We start from the raw sequence: 18929 nt of genomic DNA, 5'->3' as shown, positions 1-18929 counted from the left end.
ACGGGAGACCGAAAGTTAGTTGGATGCACGTCAGGTATCCTTGTGCAGTACGATAAGCTCCCTGAGTTCTGAGAGTATTGTGTCAGAAGGTCGGGGAAGGTCTCCAGCGTCGACGGCGCGTAGATACGATTTCCTGGTTTCGCGAAAAAGCGGAGAGTTTGTGCGTTTTAGGAAACCAAGCTGCATAAGGCTTTCTGAGCCATAAATAAAAGACCCGTAGAACGGATAGCGCGAGACGGTTTCTCGTATGTGATCCAGGGCGGTACGCCGCCAGTTGGTATCCGGTTCTGACGCAAGCAGTTGCTTGTTGGTTTCTGAAAGCTCGGGCACGCAATATGCGCCGTACTGAAGGGTCTTGAGCAGCTCACTATTGTTCATTTCTTCCACTGATTGCAAAAAGCTGTTGCGTGAGGACAGAGTGTTGAGCGGTTGGTTTGCGTGGTCAAAGAACTCTGAAACGCGTCCCTCTTTGAGATAGGCACGCCCCGAAGTGAGCCTTAGCTGGTCCCAAAAGGTTTCCCAAAGGGAGCGGATGTCTGGATCTCGCAGGTTGGCATGATAAAAATACGCTTCGATAAAGCCTGTGGTTTCGCCGCCAACCTTCAAGTCGGCCTTGTATCTGGTTTTGCGTACCAATCCACCAAGTGTATCATTCTTGGCTTCCAATCGCGAAATAGCATCGGTCTTTTTTTGGAGGGGAAATAGAATGCTGTCGTTTATCAGGATTAAACTGTCTGGTTTCAGGCCTTCGCGCCGCAACAGCCACACTCCATCCCGGTATGCGCCAGCATCGTAGCCGTAGTTGGGGCGCTCGCAGATCTTATAGACCTGATGAGCTAGTGTATTGCGGTCGGCTTCGTTTAATGGGGTATTTGACACCGCAACCACCGTGTAACCGCAATCTGCCAGATGGTCACAGGTCTCCAGTGTCGACGCCCGTAAACCTCCCGGTTGATACATTGCCAACACTGCGATTTTTGATGATGGCGGCTGAGTACCGTCCGTGAGCAACAGTTGAGCAGGCCACTGATTATCGTATCGCCGCTGCAACCACCAAAATTTAATTCGATGAACCACACCTATGAAATCTCTTTGCACGCGCGCCAATTCCCTGACGAGCTTTCGAGATTTACTTGGATTGTGTTCTTTGAAAATCGACACGATGAACCAAAAATATTTTTGTGAAATTATTGTTTTTCTTAACAAAAAAACAAAGCGTTGACAACAAAGCACAAACAGGGCTTGTCTCGATATTAGCGTCTGAGATTGTGACGATTTTTTGTCTTTTTCACGGGTTTTGATCCACTGATCATTAATCATATTCCGGCATCCCAGAGGGGCATTTTACATCAGGAGCCAGAATGGAACCTCAAACACGACTCGGCCTTGCGCGGCTGACGAAGATGGCCTTTGACGGAATCGATTTGATGCCGCTGCGGGCTGAACTGCTCACACAATCGGAGCAGAGTGATGACACCGACGGCATTTTTATGGACCTCTCGGTGATTGATCAGCTGCATGGAAATCAGGAGATGGGGCTGGAGTGGCAGGCCAAGGCGCTGAAGGGCCATCGCATGTTCTCCATCAACCGGCGCGAAACGGCGCAACCCAAGCTCTTGGTGTTTGCGGAGCCGAGCCATGTGGGGGGCAATACGCCGATTGAATTCCTGCTGGAAACCTCTGATTTTGAGATCATCACCTATTATCCTGACCTGACACCCGGCGCGCAGAATGTGCTGCCGGAGCATGATGTGGCGTTCTGTGCGGTGCCGACCGATTCCGACATTGCCACACCGTTTTTTGAGACCGTGCGTGGGCTGACAGCACAGAGCGGCGTTCATACGTTCAACCTGCCTGACGGGCCGGTGGATCTTGATCGTGACGTGCTGGCACGCATCTTCCCTTACGTGCGCGGGCTGCGCTTCCCGAAGACCACCCGGATCACACGCGACGCGCTGATTGGCGCGCTGGTTGCGGGGCAGGAGGAAGCGGTGCTGGCTGGGGTAGGGGGCTATCCCTACATCATCCGTCCGGTGGGTTCCCATGCCGGTCTGGGGCTTGAGAAAGTGGATGATAAGGACGCGCTGGTGGATTACCTGCTGCGCCAACCTGCGCCGGATTTCTTTGTCTCAGAATATGTGGACTATGCGACGCCCACTGACGGCCAATTCCGCAAGTGCCGGATTGTCTTTGTGAACGGCAAAGCCTTCCCTTGCCACATGGCAATCGCGGATCAGTGGGACGTCTGGTATCTGAACGCGAAGATGGAGCAGCATCCAGAGAAGCGCGCTGAAGAGGCCGCCTGGATGGAGGACTTCGACGCAGATTTCGCAGCACGCCACAGCCATGCGTTTGAGGCGCTGACCACCGGTATCGGGTTGAACTACTTCGGCATTGATTGCGCCGAGGACCGTGACGGCAATCTGGTGGTGTTTGAGGCGGACAATGCGCTGATCGTGCACGACATGGATTCAGATGCGATTTTCCCTTACAAAAGCAAACACATGCACGAGATCTTTGCGTCGTTTGAAGCGATGCTGAACGCCTATCGCAAAGACGACAAAGCAGCGGTTTCTACCAGTGTTCCGCACTGAGTGAGACACAGGTTTGAGATTGAGAGCGCGCCCTCTAAGTGGCGCGCTTTTCTGTTTCTCAAATAGAAAAAAATTGGGGGGCGCTTGGCCCCCCAGTTTCGCCATTCAGGCTCACTCTATATACCGCTCGATGTTTTTTGCCTGCGGCCTGAATGTCGTCGGAGCGAGCGCACCCGCTCCGGGTATCACCACCACCTGAAATAGGGACGATGGCGGGATATTTCGTCGGGGGCTTCTGCCCCCTACCCAGGTCCCCCCGGGATCTCGTGTGGCGGCGGGGTCAGGCCCGGCGCTGGCTGGCCGCGTAGAGCAGCTGCTCTGCGTAGCCGTTGTCTTTGACTGCTTTGGGGGCGGAAGTCTCAGTCCCCAGCAGTTTTTCTTTGGCCCCCTGACGGACCTGCTTGGCCCATTCGCGCCGGACAGAAATACGTCCGACGACGGCGAGATCATCCGTGAGTGGCTTTTCAGCAGGTGAGATCTCGTGAATGCTGGCTGTCATGTCTTCGGCTCGAAGGCTTCTGCGCTTCGTGGTAGTCACATTCTTCTCCTTAGCTGCAGCCGCTTGTCGCGCCACAGGTGTTGCATTTCATGCAGGTGCCGTTGCGCACCAGCGTGTAGTTTCCGCAATCGCCGCAGGGGTCTCCCTCATAGCCCTGCATCTTTGCCTTGGACCGTGCGTCCATCGACAGGGTAGCGACAGGTGCAGCTGCCGGCGCGGCCACCGTTGCGGCGGAGGCGCTGGATGCCACGTCTGATACGCCCGCGCTAGCGGTTTCCGGCACAAGCGTGTTCAATTTTTGGATAGGATCGCCCATTTCCGGCGAGGTCCCGCCGCCGCCGTTCAGAACCACAAGTTCCTGTGGCAGGCGCTTGCGCAGATACCCTGTAGAGGAGATCTGTTTCAGCACTTCCAGAGACCGGCTTGCGGCCGATTCTGAGAGCTCTGAGAGGTTGGACACGCCTTCCTCTTCGCCGCGGCCCATATCGTCAAAGCTGGTGCCTTGTGGCTTGATGTGGGCGAGGTCGGTGCGGTCGAGATAAGACACGGCCAGCTCGCGGAAGATATAATCCAGAATGGAGGTCGCGTTCTTGATGCTGTCGTTGCCCTGCACCATGCCCGCAGGCTCAAATTTGGTGAAGGTGAACGCATCGACAAACTCTTCTAGCGGCACGCCGTATTGCAGGCCCACGGAGACCGCGATGGCAAAGTTGTTCATCATCGCGCGGAAGCCTGCGCCTTCCTTGTGCATATCGATGAAGATTTCGCCCAGCGAGCCGTCGGAGTATTCGCCGGTTCGCAGATAGACCTTGTGGCCGCCCACAACCGCTTTCTGGGTGTAGCCTTTGCGGCGCTCGGGCATTTTCTCCCGGCCGCGAGCCACTTCTTTGAGCACGATCTTCTCGACGATTTTTTCGGCCAGCACCTGTGCTTTTTCAGGCACCGAGCCGGATTCGAGCACTTCGGCGGCTTCGTCATCATCTTCCACCAGCGCAGCGGCCAGCGGCTGGGACAGTTTGGAGCCGTCGCGATAGAGCGCATTGGCTTTGATGCCGAGCGACCAGGAGAGCTCATAGGCCTTCTGGCAGTCTTCGATGGTGGCGTCATTTGGCATGTTGATCGTTTTGGAAATCGCGCCGGAAATGAAGCTCTGTGCGGCGGCCATCATGGTGATGTGGCTGTCCACGGAGAGGTAGCGCTTGCCTTTCTTGCCGCATGGGTTGGCGCAGTCAAAGATCGCATAGTGCTCTTCTTTGAGGTGCGGTGCGCCCTCAAGCGTCATGGTGCCGCAAACGTGGTCATTGGCGGCCTCAATGTCGGCTTTGGTGAAGCCGAGGTGGGCGAGCAGCTCAAACGACGGATCGTTGAGTTTCTCCGCTGGAATGCCAAGCGCGTTGGTGCAGAATTCTTCGCCCAGTGTCCACTGGTTGAAGACAAAGCGGATGTCGAAGGCAGAGCCAAGGGCCGCTTCGATCTTGTCGATCTCATTGGTGGTGAACCCATGGCCGATGAGAGAGGTGTGGTTGATGCCCGGCGCGTTGCCGATGGAGCCGTGGCCCACCGCGTAAGAGACAATCTCTTCGATCTGGGCGGAGGAATAGCCAAGCTTTTCCAGAGCGCCGGGGACGGAGCGGTTGATGATCTTGAAGTAACCGCCGCCTGCGAGCTTCTTGAACTTCACCAGCGCGAAGTCAGGCTCGATCCCGGTGGTGTCGCAATCCATCACCAGACCGATGGTGCCGGTGGGGGCAATCACGGAGGTCTGCGCGTTGCGGAAGCCGTTTTTCTCGCCAAGCATCAGCGCTTCGTCCCAGCTTGATTGCGCAAGCGCGACCAGCATCGGATCCGGGCAGTTGGCGGTGTCGAGCGCCACCGGTTTGACCGCGAGACCTTCGTAGCCTTCGGTTTTGCCATAGGCGGCACGGCGGTGATTGCGGATCACGCGCAGCATGTGCTGGCTGTTGCGGGCATAGCCGTCAAAGGCGCCCAGCTCACCCGCCATCTCGGCGGAGGTGGCATAAGAAATGCCGGTCATGATCGCGGTGAGGGCACCGGCCAGCGCGCGGCCTTCGGTGCTGTCATAGCCCAGCCCCATGTTCATCAGCAGGCCGCCAATGTTGGCATAGCCCAGACCCAGCGTGCGGAAATCATAGCTGAGCTGTGCAATTTCCTTGGATGGGAACTGCGCCATGGTCACGGAGATTTCCAGCGTCACCGTCCAGAGGCGGGTGGCGTGGATGTAGTCTTCTGCCTGAAACTGGCCATCCTTGAGGAAGGTCAGCAGGTTCATGGAGGCCAGGTTACAGGCCGTGTCATCCAGGAACATATATTCAGAGCAGGGGTTGGAGCCGCGAATCTCGCCGTCCTCGGGGCAGGTGTGCCACGCGTTCACGGTGTCGTGGTACTGGATGCCCGGATCGGCGCAGGCCCATGCGGCGTGGCCCACATCTTCCCAAAGCTTACGTGCTTTGACGGTTTTGGCGACCTCGCCGTCGGTGCGGCGGATCAATTCCCAATCGTCATCATTCTCAACTGCCTTGAGGAAGGCGTCGGTGACACGGATCGAGTTGTTGGAGTTCTGGCCCGACACGGAGGCATAGGCCTCAGAATCCCAGTCGGTGTCATAGGTCGGGAATTCGATGCTGGCGTAGCCCTGTTTGGCATAATCCAGCACGCGCTTGATGTAAGTCTCCGGGATCATGACGCTTTTGGAGTCACGTACCGCAGCTTTCAGAGCCGGGTTGACCTTGGCGTCATAGGCGTCTGCCTCCGCGCCATCCCAGGAGCTGATCGCGGCAAAAATGGCGTTGAGCTTCTGCTCGTGCATCTTGGAGCCGGCCACGATGGAGGCAACCTTCTGCTCCTCTTTGACCTTCCAGTTGATGTATTCTTCGATGTCCGGGTGGTCCGCATCCACGATCACCATTTTGGCTGCGCGCCGCGTGGTGCCGCCGGATTTGATCGCGCCAGCAGCGCGGTCACCGATCTTCAGAAAGCCCATGAGGCCGGAGGATTTCCCGCCGCCGGAGAGAGATTCGCCGTCTGCGCGCAGCGAGGAGAAGTTGGTGCCGGTGCCGGAGCCGTATTTGAAGAGGCGTGCCTCGCGCACCCAGAGGTCCATGATGCCGCCATCACCCACAAGATCATCGGCCACGGACTGAATGAAGCAGGCGTGGGGCTGCGGGTGCTCGTAAGCGGATTTGGATTTGGTAAGCTTGCCGGTTTTATAGTCCACATAGTAGTGACCCTGGCTTGGCCCATCGATGCCGTAGGCCCAATGCAGGCCGGTGTTGAACCACTGCGGAGAGTTTGGCGCGGCACGTTGAGTCGCCAGCATAAAGCGCATTTCGTCGAAGTAGGCGCGGGCGTCTTCCTCAGAGGAGAAGTAGCCGCCTTTCCAACCCCAATAGGTCCATGCACCGGCGAGCCGGTCAAAAACCTGTTTGGCGCTGGTCTCGCCGCCTAGTTGTACGTCATCATTTGCAGGCACAGAGCGCCACAGGAACTCAGGCACATCCTTTTCACGCACTTTGCGCAGCTTTGCAGGCACGCCGGCTTTGCGGAAATATTTCTGGGCAATCACATCGGAGGCCACCTGAGACCAGCTGGCAGGAACTTCAACATTGTCGAGGCGAAACACGATGGTGCCATCCGGGTTGCGGATTTCCGATTCGGTGGTCACGAAGTTGAGGTCCGCGTATGCGTCCTGTCCGGTCTTGGTGAAACGCCGTTGAATTTTCATGCCCTGCCTCGTTCCCAGTTCCAAATTAACCCCGACACATCACCTGTGCCCTTGCCCTCAGCGGCCTAAAAACATGCGGTTTGGACCACCGAACGGCGTCCCAATTCGAAAGGCAAAAGGAACCGGTGTGCGCACCACACAATATCTGGTGTCGCTAAAGGCCTTAATTGGCGCTGATTTCCGAATTGTCCCTGCCGCCCCTCGCGCCACAACATGTAGTGTGTTTTCTTGGCTGCCCCCACAAACTGGCGTAAATTTGCATAGAGGGTCAACGAATTTATTTACAAAAAAGTAGGATTTTCTCTGTTGACCGAATGCGGGCGAGAGGCGGTTTTTGGCCCGTCTACGATTCCTCCACAGAAGGTTAATAGAAGGTTAAAATTGGCTGGCGCCGGTAACCATCTGAAAAACCTTCATGAATCACAAGATCGTGATCTCGGGGCTTGTATTCCTCACTAGATGTTGTGTTGACCTGCGCGGAAATGGCAAAAATGTAGAAATTTTTCCCGATCTGTCCGGATCTGCTCCGGTGGACCCGACGTCAACCAAAGACAGGCCGCCCGAAGGCAGCCTGTTTGATCACAACTTCAGCGCTGAGGAATTAGGCAGCGGTATTTTTGTTGGCGGGCTTGCGAGTCTGAGGCTCTGAGTTTGCGTCAATGAACTCCAGAACCAGCGGGCGGATGTTGTTGCGCCAGCTCTTACCGGCAAAGATACCGTAGTGCCCTGCGTCAGGCTCGACGTGGCTGGCCTTCTTGCTGTCTGGCAGTCCGGTGCACAGATCGAGTGCTGCCACACATTGGCCTGGCGCGGTGATGTCGTCTTTCGCGCCCTCAACGGTCTTGATCGCAACGGTGGTGATTTTGCCCACATCCACAGGGCGGCCTTTCACCTTAAAAGTGTTTTTGGCGATTTCGTTGTTTTTGAAGATTCGCTCTACGGTAGAGAGGTAGAACTCTGCGGTCATATCCATCACCGCGAGGTACTCATCATAGAATCGGTTGTGCTGATCGTGGTCGGAGGCTTCGCCGCGGGTCACGCGCATGATCTGGTCGGTGAAGGCCTTGGAGTGGCGCTCCGCATTCATGGACATGAAGGAATGGAGCTGCAGCAGGCCCGGATAGACCATGCGCCCCACGCCGGGATATTTGAAGCCGACACGCTGGATCATGGTTTCCTTAAGCTGGCCCATGGTCACGCGGTGGCCGAAGTCTGTGACCTCAGTGGCTGCGGCCTCGGTGTCAATCGGCCCGCCGATCAGCGTCAGGGAGCGGGGCTGGGCCTTTGGATCTTCTCCGGCCAGATAGGCGGTCGCCGCCAAGGTCAGCGGCGCGGGCTGGCAGACGGCCATCACATGGATGTCCGGGCCGAGGTGTTTCATAAAATCGACAAGGTAGAGGGTGTAATCCTCAACATCAAACTTGCCTTCGCTTACCGGGATGTCACGCGCGTTATGCCAATCGGTGATATAGACTTCGCAATCGGAAATGAGGCTTTTGACGGTCGAGCGCAGCAGGGTGGCGTAGTGGCCGGACATGGGCGCGACCAGCAGCACCTTGCGTTTCATCGGCGCGCGGCCGGAGACGTCAAAATGGATCAGATCGCCGAAGGGACGCTCAACCAAAGTGTTGATGTTGACGATATGGTCCTTGCCGTCCTCACAAGTGAAGCTGTCGATGCCCCAGTCAGGCTTCACAACCATCCGCTGGAATGTGCGCTCTGTGACTTCGCCCCAGGCCCGCATCCATTGCAGGGCCGGATTGGGAACCAATGCCATCGCAGGGTAGGAGGCCATGGCCGAAGCAGTTGCGCCGAGCCATTGGTTGGTATTGCGCATGGTTTCCATAAGATCATACGTGGCCATGTACCGCATGTGTGTATTCCTTACCTTGGGGTATCCAATAACTTGTTTCCCCATTAGTATTACAGGGGCGGATATTTTTATGCTGCGTAGCAGCGAGAATAGGACGAATGGGTTAATATGACAACAAATGAGACTGAAGCAGGTGAAAAAATGGATCGCCTGAACGCCAACCTCGCAAAAGTTGAGGCGTTGTCATTAAAGCTCGCGGACATCATGAGCCGCCATAAACCCCTGAGAAATGAACTGAACAGCCCGGAACCCGAAGTCTTTCTGAATGCCGCAAGCGCCTATTGGCAAGGTATGTTGGATAATCCGGGCAAAGTGCTCGAAAACCAGCTCGATCTCTGGAGCAAATCGGTCAAAGGCTTTGTTGATGCCCAGAATATTATGCTGAAGGGGCAGTTTGCTGCTCCGCAGGACGACACGCCCACTGATCGCCGATTCTCCCATCCTCTGTGGAAGAGCCACCCCTATTTCAACTTGCTCAAACAGCAATACATGCGCAATGCGCAGGCCATTCAGACTGCGGTGTCTGAATTGGAGGGGCTTGCCCCTAAAGATAAGCAACGCATCGACTACTTCTCCCAGCAGATCATAGATATGATGTCGCCGACCAATTTTCTGGGCACCAATCCGGAAGCGCTGGAGCGTGCGGTGGAGACGGAAGGCCAGAGCCTTGTGGACGGGCTGGAGAATCTGATCTCGGATCTGGATGCCAACAACGGCGAGTTGCTGGTGAAGCTTGCGGATGAAAGCGCCTTTGAAATTGGCGGCAACATCGCTACGGCGCCGGGCAAGGTGGTGTACCGCTGCCGCATGTATGAGCTGCTGCAGTTCTCACCCAGCACCGAGACGGTATATGAAACACCGCTGGTGATCTTCCCGCCGTGGATCAACAAATACTATATCCTCGATCTCAAAGAGCAGAACAGCCTGATCCGCTGGGCCGTGGCGCAGGGCTACACGGTGTTTGTGGTCAGCTGGGTCAATCCGGACCGGTCTTTGGCGGATGTGGGGCTTGATGACTACATCGAGGAGGGGTTCCTTGATGCGATTGCACAGGTCAAAGAGATCACCGCGCAGCCTCAGGTGAATGTGGTTGGCTACTGTATTGCCGGCACTACCATGCATCTGACCCTGTCTCTGATGAAACAGCGCGGCGATGAGTCGGTGAAATCTGCCACGTTCTTCACCACGCTGACGGATTTTGGCGATCAGGGCGAATTCACACCTTTCCTTCAGGATGACTTCATCGACGGGATTGATGAGGAAATTGAGGAAGAGGGCGTGCTACGGTCGTTCATCATGCAGCGCACCTTCAGCTTTCTGCGTTCAAATGACCTGATTTATACGCCTGCGATCAAAAGCTACATGATGGGGGAGGCCCCGCCTGCATTTGATCTGTTGTTCTGGAACGGGGATGGTTCTGGCCTTCCAGGCAAGATGGCGCATCAGTATTTGCGTGATCTGTGCCAATCCAACAAGTTTGTTGGCGAAGGTCTTGAGCTGTGCGGCGAGACGCTGAAGATTTCCGATGTGGACATTCCGACGTGTTCGGTGACCTGTGAAACCGATCACATTGCACGTTGGAAAGATTGCTATCACGGCTACCAGCAGACCAAGAGCCGCTCCAAAACCTTCATCGTGTCCCAGTCCGGCCATATCGCCGGGATTGTGAACCCGCCGAGCAAAAAGAAGTACGGCCACTACACCAACAGCAAGCTGAGTTTGTCCGCGGATGAGTGGATGGAGGAGGCCACGTTCCACGAAGGCTCATGGTGGCCGCGGTGGGACACATGGTTGTCAAAGAAATCTGGCAAACAGGTGGAGGCGCGGGTTCCAGGAACAGGCACGCATCCTGCGATCTGCGACGCGCCTGGCGAATATGTCCGGAAAAAAGCATTGAAATAATAGCGGCTTAATAGGTTTTTGCTGCAATGCAGCAAAAAATTCTTGAAATGCCGCAATGCAGCACGCATATTGTTTTCAGAGACTAGACGCGCAGCCCTGATCATCTGTTTCTTCCTTGGGCTGTTATTCAATTAAGGAACTGAAAAATGGCTAAAGCAGCACAGGACGTAACTGCAATGTTCAAAGACGTGATGGGCTCCTTCCCAGTTGATACCTCGGCTTTTGAAGATGCGTTCAAAAACACCGCAGCGCTGAACGAGAAACTCGCCGCTGTGGCGCTTGGTGCAGCAGAGAAGTCTTCTGAGATTTCTTCCAAATGGACCAAAGACACTCTGACAAAGCTGGGCGACATGTCCAAAGCCAAAGCAGAGCCGGCCGATTACGCCAAAGCGCTGACCGATTTTGCTTCCGCACAGGCCGAAGTTGCTTCTGAAAACATGGCCGCTTTTGCAGAAGTTGCGAAAAAAGTTCAGATGGAAACCGTCGAGTTGTTGATGTCTGCGGGCAAGGAAGCCAGCGAAGAGGCGACCGCAGCTGTCAAAAAAGCCACCTCTGAGGTGACTGCCGCTGCGAAAAAAGCGACAGCAAAATAAAAACTACGCAAATCTCGCGCTTCTCCTCCTCCCCGATGCGCGGTTTGCAAGGGCAGGCTTCAGGCCTGCCCTTTCTTTTTGTTCTGCAGTCGCATAGGCTTTTTTCTGCACTGCATGAATATTGGGGAGATGGACGTGGGTGACGATAAAAAACCATTGCTGATCAAGCGCTATGCGAGCCGCCGGCTCTACAACACCGAAACCAGCGACTACGTGACGCTTGAAGATATCGCCGGATTTATCCGATCCGGGCGCGAAGTTCAGATCGTGGATCTGAAAAGCGGCGACGACCTGACGCGGCAGTATCTGTTGCAAATCATTGCCGAGCATGAGAGCCGCGGCGAGAATGTTTTGCCGGTGAATGTGCTCAACGATCTGGTGCGGGCCTATACTACGCAAGCAACCTCCATGGTGCCGCAATTCCTGCAGACATCTTTTGAGATGCTGCGTGAAGGGCAAGAAAAAGTCATGGAGAGCATGGGCGGCGGCATGAAGATGCCTGGGCTTGAGGCGATGCAGGCGCAACAGGAAGCTTTCATGAAAGCGATGACCGGCGGCATGGCCTGGCCGGGCAGCTCCTCACCAGCGCCGGAAGCGGACGCGGAAAGCGGCGAGGGCGAAGATCTGGACGCGATCAAACGTCAGCTGGCGGATTTGCAGGACAAGCTGTCCAAACTGAAGTGACGCGGGCGATTCTGTCGACCCAAATCGCCTGGATTATTTTGTGCGCATGATGTGAGTTGTGCGCACATATTGTATGTGAATGTGGAATTCCCTGTTGTTTTGAGCGGTCGCTTGTTAAGCTTTTGCTGTCGAGCAGACCAATGAGGGACCAAAATGGCCAAATCCACCACAGGGACAAGCACACGCAAACGCACCACAACGCGGGCGAAAGCCACGACCAAAACCCGTGCACGCAGCACCTCCACCCGCAAAACCAGCACCAGCCTGCGCGAGGCCCCCAAGGGCGCCAAGGCGATTGCCGAAGAGGCTGTGGCACCGGTTGTTGAGGAAGCCGGCGCTGCGGAAGAAGCGGAGGCGTTTCGCAAGCGGGATCTGATCGAAGCGGTGGTGATGCGCTCAGGCGTGAAAAAGCGTGATGTGAAACCTGCTGTTGAGGCGGCGCTGGCGATTTTGGGGGAAACCCTGGCGCAGGGGCAGGGACTTAACCTGCCGGAATTGGGCAAAGTGAAAATCCAGAATCAGAAGTCGGTTGGCGATGTGCAGGTGCTGAATCTCCGTCTGCGGCGCAAGCTTGCGGATGCGGATACAGAGACCAAGTCCGGGGATGCAGAAAGTGACAAAGAGGGCCTTGCGGAGGCCGCGGAGTGAGGATAGAAGCCGCGTCACCGGGTGATTAGCTCAGTGGTAGAGCGCTTCGTTCACATCGAAGATGTCAGGAGTTCAAATCTCTTATCACCCACCATTCTTCCAAGCGGGCGCTCCCCTAAACGGGGTGAGCGCCCGTTTTTATTTATAAATCTCATCTCCTTGCGCGGCGGGCCCGTGCGGGGCTAGGCTCCGCCAAAAGGTGCGATGTGCGCCGTACGAGGCAGCAGATGACAGAGTTTCCGGCAATTTGGTTTTTGCGCCATGGGCAAACCACGTGGAATGCAGTGCGGCGGGTTCAGGGGCAGCTGGAAAGCGATCTGACGGAGCTGGGAAGGGCGCAGGCGGGTCAGCAGGCCGATTTGATCGCGCCGATTCTGAAAGCGCACCAACCGCACTGCCTTGTGTCTCCATTGCGCAGGACACAGCAAACCGCAGCGATTGCGCTGGGTGGGCATCCGATGGTGAGCGATGCAAGATTGGCTGAGGCGCAGGCCGGTGTCTTTCAGGGCATGACCATGGATGAGATCGACGCGCGCTATCCGGAAATCTATGGGGCGAATCCCAAAGCGCTGGATCTTTTCTGCGCAGCGCCGGAAGGGGAGGGCTATGCCGCCTTTGAGGCGCGGGTGCGTGCGGTGTTGGCAAATTTGGACCGGCCGACGGTGATGGTGGGGCATGGATTGTGGGGGCAGGTGCTGCGCGGGCTGATCTGCGGGCTGAGCCACGCAGAGACGGCGGCACTGCCGAATTTACAGGGCTGCGTCTATGAGCTGAAAGGCGGCCGGGAACGGGTTTTACAGGTCGAGTGAAAATTTCTGGAGATTTTCTCAAATCCCCTCTTGCGCTCCCCCGCGGTATTCTCTAAATCCGCCCTCACCGGGTCGTTAGCTCAGTTGGTAGAGCGCTTCGTTTACACCGAAGATGTCGGGAGTTCGAGCCTCTCACGACCCACCATTCTCCTTCAGAATGTAGCTCTACCGGACGCCAGACGGTGTCTCTGATCTTTGGCTTTTGCTGCCTCTTGTTTATTCCTCACTGCTGCACCGTTTGATCTTTGGAATCGCGCTCCGCCTTTCTTTCGTCGCGTGGGCGGGTTGGCTGATTCCTCACGCGGGTCGCGAGTCGCGCAGGTGGGCTATCAGATGCTTCGCCGCGGAGTTCTTTGAAGGACCGTGGTGGAGTGAGACGGGGCGTTTGAGGATCTGTTCGGGCTGGAAACTGCCTCGGGGGAGGGGGCTTGAACCCGTCATGTCCTACGCGAGGGGCCTCCAAGACAAAAGCGGCCCCAGAGGGCCGCTTTAAGGGGTGAAACACGTCTTGGCTCTGAATTAGCCTGCGACGATTGGGGAGCAGATCAGCGCGCCGGTTTCGGTGCTCTGCAGCTCATAGCCACCTGGGCAGCTTGCGTCGCCTGCTTTGTCAAAGCTTGGCTGTACAGTGATCGGGGCCGGCTCTTCTTGTTGGCCACAAGCTGCAAGGGTCAGGCCGGCGATGCAAAGGGCAGCATAAATCGGTTTCATTTTGTTTTGTCCTTCAAAAAGCAATTGAATCGAGTGCGCCTATCTAATCACAAAACCGTCATTGCTCAAAGCGAACCCGACGTCGTGCATAACGGAAAAAATACGGGTTGGCAGGGGCTTGTGAAATTTCTTCGATTTTCGTGCGGATATCCGCTTGACGCGCCTAAGCGCTCAGCATAAACCCCACCACACGCTGAGGGGCACACGCCAAACAGCGAGCAGCGAGCGGTTGTAGCTCAGTTGGTTAGAGTACCGGCCTGTCACGCCGGGGGTCGCGGGTTCGAGCCCCGTCAACCGCGCCATCGCTGCCAGCCCCGACCTTGGGTGCCTTCGGGTAAAGGGTCATGCCGAAAGGCGAAGATATATGCGCGGTTGTAGCTCAGTTGGTTAGAGTACCGGCCTGTCACGCCGGGGGTCGCGGGTTCGAGCCCCGTCAACCGCGCCACTTCTTCCTCCCTCAAAAGTTGGTTGATTTGGTCGCTTATAAGCGCGCGTTATCTGCGCCTTGTTGCGCCGTTTTTAACCTGCCACAGAAAAAACGCGCCCAAAGGGCGCGTTTCTGATTTTTGCATGATTCTAGTGTCTTAGCGTGTGAGTGCTTCAAGGATTCGCGCCCAGGAGCGGGTGCCTTTGTGAAAGCTCTCCACATCATATTTTTCGTTGGGCGAGTGGATTTGGTCGTCATCCCGGCCAAAGCCGATCAGCATCGAATCCATGTCGAGAATCTCTTTGAAGTAGCCCGCGATCGGAATCGAGCCGCCACAGCCCACATAGGCGGCAGGGCGGGGCCATTCGTCGCTCAGGGCGCTGCGGGCTTTCTCAAACGCCGGATCGTCAATGGACATATGGGAGGCACCAGAGCCTTTCTCGGTGCGATACTCCACGGTGAAGCCTTCGGGCAGATTGCTCTCCAGATAGCTGCGGAAGGCCGCGCGGATTTTGTCCGGATCTTGCTGGCCGACCAGACGGAACGACAGTTTTGCGGAGGCCTGAGACGGCAGAACCGTTTTAAAGCCATCGCCAGTGTAGCCGCCCCAGATGCCATTCACATCACATGTCGGGCGGGACCAGATTTGCTCCAGTGGTGTGCGGTCCTGCTCACCGGCGGGTGCCTTAAGGCCGACATCGCCAAGATATGTGGCGTGATCAAAGTTCAGCCCCTGCCACTGCGCGCGGATGTCGTCAGGCAGTTCGGGCACGTCGTCATAAAAGCCATCCAGCGTCACAGCGCCGGTTTCATCATGCAGGCCCGCAAGAATTTTGCTCAGCACGCGGATCGGGTTCATCGCGATGCCGCCGTACATGCCCGAGTGCAGGTCGCGCGACGGGCCGGTGATGGTAAAGTCTTCCCCCAAGAGACCCCGCAGCATGGTGGTGATCGCAGGCACGGCGCTTTCAAACAGGCCGGTGTCACAGATCAAAGCAATGTCACAGCTCAGCTCCTCGGCGTTTTCCTGCAGGAAGGGCACAAGGCTTGGTGAGCCTGATTCTTCTTCGCCCTCAAACAGGAACGTGATTTTGCAGGGCAGGGCGCCGTGTTCTGCGATCCATGCGCGGCAGGCTTCCACGAAGGTCATCAGCTGACCTTTGTCATCAGAAGCGCCGCGGGCGCGGATCACTTGGCCTGCGTCGGTATCTTCAAGTGCTGGATCAAATGGATCGCGGTCCCAGAGTTCCAGCGGGTCCACCGGCTGCACATCATAGTGGCCGTAAAACAGGATATGGGGGCTGTCTTCGCTGGGGCCCTCCACATGGCCCACGACCATTGGATGGCCTGTGGTCATACGCTTTTCTGCTGCGATGCCAAGGCTTTGCAGGTCTTTCACCAGCCAGTCGGCGGCGGCTTCGACATCCGCGTCAAAAGCCGGATCGGTTGAGATCGACTTGATGCGCAGCAAATCGAACAAACGATCGATGGCCTCTGGCATATTTGCGTCAATCCGGGAGAGGACTGGATCAAGTGTCATGAGAACTCCTTTTCTATGCGCCACGGGTGCAGCGATTTGCGCAAACCGTAACATTCGAATCTGGGGTGTCCAGAGCAGGGCGTTAACACATTGATCGATATCAAAGTGCTACACTTTGTCAGTTTGCTACCCATTGCCCAAGACGCTGTTGAGGTTTAGAACAGCTCTAATATTCAGTCAGTTCCATCCCCGTGATGATCTGGCCGGGAAAAAGGAAAGCCACTGTGGATTACACTGCAAAGCTAGATGACGCTCTCAATCGTTTGCACGAAGAAGGGCGCTATCGCACGTTCATTGATATCGAACGTCAGCAAGGTCATTTCCCGCATGCCACATGGACCCGTCCTGATGGCACCCAGCGCCCGATCACCGTGTGGTGTGGCAACGACTATCTCGGCATGGGGCAGAACCCTGTGGTGCTGGAGGCGATGCACGAGGCTGTTGATGCCACCGGTGCAGGCTCTGGCGGCACCCGCAATATCTCCGGCACGACCGTCTATCACAAACGCCTTGAGGCGGAGCTGGCGGATCTGCACGGCAAAGAATCAGCGCTGCTTTTCACCAGCGCCTACATCGCAAACGATGCAACTTTAAGTACTTTGCCAAAACTCTTCCCGGGATTAATCATATATTCCGACGAATTGAACCACGCCTCCATGATCGAAGGTGTGCGCCGCAACGGCGGGGCGAAGCGTATTTTCAAGCACAATGATGTGGACCATCTGCGCAGCCTGCTTGAGGCTGATGATCCGGCAGCGCCCAAGCTGATCGCCTTTGAATCTGTCTACTCCATGGATGGTGATTTTGGCCCGATCGAGGCGCTCTGCGATCTGGCGGATGAGTTTGGCGCGCTGACCTACATTGATGAGGTCCACGCGGTTGGCATGTACGGCCCGCGCGGCGGTGGCGTGACCGAGCGTGACAACCTTGCCCATCGCATCGACATCATCAACGGCACCCTTGCCAAAGCTTATGGCGTGATGGGCGGCTACATCGCCGCATCCGAAAAAATGTGTGACGCCGTAAGATCTTATGCGCCAGGCTTCATCTTTACCACATCTCTGCCACCTGCTGTGGCGGCCGGTGCTGCGGCTTCTGTTGCGCATCTGAAAACCGATCAGGCGCTGCGCGAACGTCACCAGACGCAAGCAAAGATCCTGAAGCTGCGCCTGAAAGGTCTGGGCCTGCCGATCATCGATCATGGCAGTCATATTGTGCCTGTGATTGTGGGCAATCCGGTGCACACCAAAATCCTGTCTGATCACCTGCTGGAAGACTATGGAATTTACGTGCAGCCGATCAATTTCCCGACGGTTCCGCGCGGCACAGAACGCCTGCGTTTCACGCCGTCGCCAGTGCATGGTCCGAAAGAGATTGATGCGCTTGTGCATGCTTTGGATTCACTCTGGAGTCACTGTGCGCTGAATCGTGCCGACCTGGCAGGTTAACCAACACATATTGTTCTCAATTATACCACATATGGTATAGTATTGTTTAACAAGGGGATCGGTCCGAATCGGGGGAAGAACGGACCGGCGTTGCTAAACGAGGCATTTGGGATGATCGGGCGCAGATCCAAGCGCGATACCGAAGAGGTATCCGAGGGACCGAAAGGTTACGACGACTTTGCCGTGAGCCTAGGCGATATGATGCGAGGCGAACGGGCGACTTTGGGCAAGTCGCTGCTGGATGTGCAACGCGAGCTCCGAATACGCGCAAGTTACGTCGCTGCCATCGAAAACTGCGATCCATCCGCTTTTGAAACGCCGGGCTTTATTGCGGGTTATGTGCGCTCTTATGCACGTTACCTCGGCATGGACCCTGAGCAGGCGTTTGACACTTTCTGTGCAGAAAGTGGCTTCACCACCGCGCATGGCATGTCTGCAGAGGCCTCCGGCGCACGCAAGACGGAGAAGGCGGCACCTATTGTGTCAAGTGATCCGTTCTCCGGTGCCAATGCCCCCTTCACGCCGATCCAGGAATCCCTTCTGTCCCGTATAGAGCTGCGCGCCATCGGATCCTCGGTGGTCTTGCTCGCGCTGATTGCAGGGATTGGCTATGGCGGCTGGTCGGTGCTCAACGAAATTCAACGGGTGACTTTGGCCCCAGTGGAGCAGACACCAGTTGTGCTGAGTGATCTGGACCCGCTGGAAGGCGCGGCCCGTGCGACCGATGATGGCGATGATCTTGAAGGCGCAGAGCTTGCGGAAGCCGGGGCAGGCGTGTTTGCGCCGTCTGAGGCGCTGGACCGTCTCTATCGCCCTCAGGCGTTGGACGTGCCTGTGCTGGTGGCGCGTGATGCACCGATTTCCCAGCTGAACCCGGACAACATCGGTGTGTTCACGCCCGAAGTGCCGGAGCTGGTCGCAGCTGTGGTGCCGGAAGAAGATCGCCCGATCCCGATTGTGGTAGAGGAAGAAGCACCGGAAATCGTCGTGATGGCGGTGCGCCCGGCGTGGGTGCGCGTGCGCGGCGCGGATGGCACAGTGTTGTTTGAGAAAATCCTCAACGCCGGTGAGGAATATGTGCTGCCCGCCACCGAAGAAGCGCCAATCCTGCGCGCGGGCATGAGCGGCTCTGTCTACTTCAAGCTCAACGGTGAAATCTACGGCCCGGCTGGTGAGGGCACCAGCGTGGCGCGGGATCTGCCGCTGGCGATGGATGCTCTGAAAGAGGGGTATCAGGTGGCTGATCTGGATGATGATCCTGAGCTGGCCCGTATTGTCGCTCTGGCTGCGGCAACAGATGTGGTGGTGGGCGAGGAATAAGCGTCCCACCGCCGTCAAGGCGTCGCAAAATCCTCAGACTTTTCAGCGGTATAACATTGGCAGAGCGCAGCTTGGGCTGCGCTTTTCTTTATCGTGCATTGCCCCGACTGTGCAGAGCGACTAGATAGGCAGAAAGCTG

General features: G+C 56.5%; 14 protein-coding genes and 4 tRNA genes. 12 read left to right on the top strand and 6 right to left on the bottom strand.

The features are described from left to right. Nucleotides 1–30: 30 nt before the first annotated feature. Nucleotides 31–1320 (bottom strand): rhamnan synthesis F family protein, encoded by a 1290-nt coding sequence (locus tag J7412_RS14655; RefSeq protein ID WP_209079312.1) that lies wholly within the window; start codon nucleotides 1318–1320, stop codon nucleotides 31–33. Nucleotides 1321–1361: 41 nt separating this feature from the next. Here J7412_RS14655 and J7412_RS14650 point away from each other — a divergent pair, with 41 nt between their 5' ends. Further along, nucleotides 1362–2594, top strand: coding sequence for a hypothetical protein (locus tag J7412_RS14650; RefSeq protein ID WP_209079311.1), 1233 nt, complete (start codon nucleotides 1362–1364; stop codon nucleotides 2592–2594). 280 nt (nucleotides 2595–2874) lie between these two features. Here J7412_RS14650 and J7412_RS14645 read toward each other — a convergent pair whose 3' ends face one another. From J7412_RS14645 to phaZ, 3 genes are all read right to left on the bottom strand, one after another. After that, nucleotides 2875–3132 (bottom strand): hypothetical protein, encoded by a 258-nt coding sequence (locus J7412_RS14645; protein WP_209079310.1) that lies wholly within the window; start codon nucleotides 3130–3132, stop codon nucleotides 2875–2877. Between the two features lie 10 nt (nucleotides 3133–3142). Further along, nucleotides 3143–6835: a vitamin B12-dependent ribonucleotide reductase gene (locus J7412_RS14640; RefSeq protein WP_209079309.1), complete on the bottom strand. Its 3693-nt coding sequence runs from the start codon at nucleotides 6833–6835 to the stop codon at nucleotides 3143–3145. A 601-nt stretch (nucleotides 6836–7436) separates the two neighbouring features. Then, the gene (gene phaZ, locus J7412_RS14635; protein WP_209079308.1) at nucleotides 7437–8708 is read right to left on the bottom strand and encodes a polyhydroxyalkanoate depolymerase; all 1272 of its coding nucleotides are present in this window, start codon (nucleotides 8706–8708) and stop codon (nucleotides 7437–7439) included. 108 nt (nucleotides 8709–8816) lie between these two features. On the opposite strand from phaZ, the gene phaC reads away from it, so the two are divergent. The 7 genes from phaC to J7412_RS14600 all read left to right on the top strand — a co-directional run bounded on the left by phaC (nucleotide 8817) and on the right by J7412_RS14600 (nucleotide 13489). Further along, a complete protein-coding gene (gene phaC, locus J7412_RS14630; RefSeq protein ID WP_209079307.1) occupies nucleotides 8817–10610 on the top strand; it encodes a class I poly(R)-hydroxyalkanoic acid synthase in 1794 nt (597 codons plus the stop codon). Between the two features lie 146 nt (nucleotides 10611–10756). Beyond that, a complete protein-coding gene (locus J7412_RS14625; RefSeq protein ID WP_209079306.1) occupies nucleotides 10757–11203 on the top strand; it encodes a phasin, PhaP in 447 nt (148 codons plus the stop codon). Between the two features lie 135 nt (nucleotides 11204–11338). Beyond that, nucleotides 11339–11887 (top strand): polyhydroxyalkanoate synthesis repressor PhaR, encoded by a 549-nt coding sequence (phaR, locus tag J7412_RS14620; RefSeq protein ID WP_209079305.1) that lies wholly within the window; start codon nucleotides 11339–11341, stop codon nucleotides 11885–11887. A 153-nt stretch (nucleotides 11888–12040) separates the two neighbouring features. After that, nucleotides 12041–12535 (top strand): HU family DNA-binding protein, encoded by a 495-nt coding sequence (locus J7412_RS14615; protein WP_209079304.1) that lies wholly within the window; start codon nucleotides 12041–12043, stop codon nucleotides 12533–12535. 19 nt (nucleotides 12536–12554) lie between these two features. Further along, nucleotides 12555–12629, top strand: a tRNA-Val gene (locus tag J7412_RS14610). 133 nt (nucleotides 12630–12762) lie between these two features. After that, nucleotides 12763–13344 (top strand): histidine phosphatase family protein, encoded by a 582-nt coding sequence (locus tag J7412_RS14605; protein ID WP_209079303.1) that lies wholly within the window; start codon nucleotides 12763–12765, stop codon nucleotides 13342–13344. Between the two features lie 69 nt (nucleotides 13345–13413). Beyond that, nucleotides 13414–13489: transfer RNA gene (locus J7412_RS14600), tRNA-Val, on the top strand. A 374-nt stretch (nucleotides 13490–13863) separates the two neighbouring features. On the opposite strand, the gene J7412_RS14595 is transcribed toward J7412_RS14600, so the two are convergent. Further along, a complete protein-coding gene (locus J7412_RS14595) occupies nucleotides 13864–14055 on the bottom strand; it encodes a hypothetical protein (RefSeq protein WP_209063537.1) in 192 nt (63 codons plus the stop codon). A gap of 225 nt (nucleotides 14056–14280) precedes the next feature. Here J7412_RS14595 and J7412_RS14590 point away from each other — a divergent pair. Both J7412_RS14590 and J7412_RS14585 read left to right on the top strand, forming a co-directional pair. After that, nucleotides 14281–14357, top strand: a tRNA-Asp gene (locus J7412_RS14590). A 66-nt stretch (nucleotides 14358–14423) separates the two neighbouring features. Continuing rightward, nucleotides 14424–14500 (top strand) — tRNA-Asp (locus J7412_RS14585). Nucleotides 14501–14639: 139 nt separating this feature from the next. On the opposite strand, the gene J7412_RS14580 is transcribed toward J7412_RS14585, so the two are convergent. Next, the gene (locus J7412_RS14580; protein ID WP_209079302.1) at nucleotides 14640–16022 is read right to left on the bottom strand and encodes a M20/M25/M40 family metallo-hydrolase; all 1383 of its coding nucleotides are present in this window, start codon (nucleotides 16020–16022) and stop codon (nucleotides 14640–14642) included. Between the two features lie 224 nt (nucleotides 16023–16246). On the opposite strand from J7412_RS14580, the gene hemA reads away from it, so the two are divergent. Then, nucleotides 16247–17470, top strand: coding sequence for a 5-aminolevulinate synthase (gene hemA / locus J7412_RS14575; protein WP_209079301.1), 1224 nt, complete (start codon nucleotides 16247–16249; stop codon nucleotides 17468–17470). A 111-nt stretch (nucleotides 17471–17581) separates the two neighbouring features. Further along, nucleotides 17582–18790: a RodZ domain-containing protein gene (locus J7412_RS14570; RefSeq protein WP_209079300.1), complete on the top strand. Its 1209-nt coding sequence runs from the start codon at nucleotides 17582–17584 to the stop codon at nucleotides 18788–18790. Nucleotides 18791–18929 lie beyond the last annotated feature (139 nt).

Source organism: Shimia sp. R9_3, assembly GCF_017743755.1.
Classification (GTDB): Bacteria; Pseudomonadota; Alphaproteobacteria; order Rhodobacterales; family Rhodobacteraceae; genus Shimia.
This window is presented reverse-complemented; position numbering and strand designations above follow the sequence as displayed.

Coding starts and splice junctions, on each gene's coding strand:
- J7412_RS14655 (WP_209079312.1), bottom strand. CDS start 1,320: ATGATTAATGATCAGTGGATCAAAACCCGTGAAAAAGACAAAAAATCG.
- J7412_RS14650 (WP_209079311.1), top strand. CDS start 1,362: ATGGAACCTCAAACACGACTCGGCCTTGCGCGGCTGACGAAGATGGCC.
- J7412_RS14640 (WP_209079309.1), bottom strand. CDS start 6,835: ATGAAAATTCAACGGCGTTTCACCAAGACCGGACAGGACGCATACGCG.
- phaZ (WP_209079308.1), bottom strand. CDS start 8,708: ATGCGGTACATGGCCACGTATGATCTTATGGAAACCATGCGCAATACC.
- phaC (WP_209079307.1), top strand. CDS start 8,817: ATGACAACAAATGAGACTGAAGCAGGTGAAAAAATGGATCGCCTGAAC.
- J7412_RS14625 (WP_209079306.1), top strand. CDS start 10,757: ATGGCTAAAGCAGCACAGGACGTAACTGCAATGTTCAAAGACGTGATG.
- J7412_RS14615 (WP_209079304.1), top strand. CDS start 12,041: ATGGCCAAATCCACCACAGGGACAAGCACACGCAAACGCACCACAACG.
- J7412_RS14605 (WP_209079303.1), top strand. CDS start 12,763: ATGACAGAGTTTCCGGCAATTTGGTTTTTGCGCCATGGGCAAACCACG.
- J7412_RS14595 (WP_209063537.1), bottom strand. CDS start 14,055: ATGAAACCGATTTATGCTGCCCTTTGCATCGCCGGCCTGACCCTTGCA.
- J7412_RS14580 (WP_209079302.1), bottom strand. CDS start 16,022: ATGACACTTGATCCAGTCCTCTCCCGGATTGACGCAAATATGCCAGAG.
- J7412_RS14570 (WP_209079300.1), top strand. CDS start 17,582: ATGATCGGGCGCAGATCCAAGCGCGATACCGAAGAGGTATCCGAGGGA.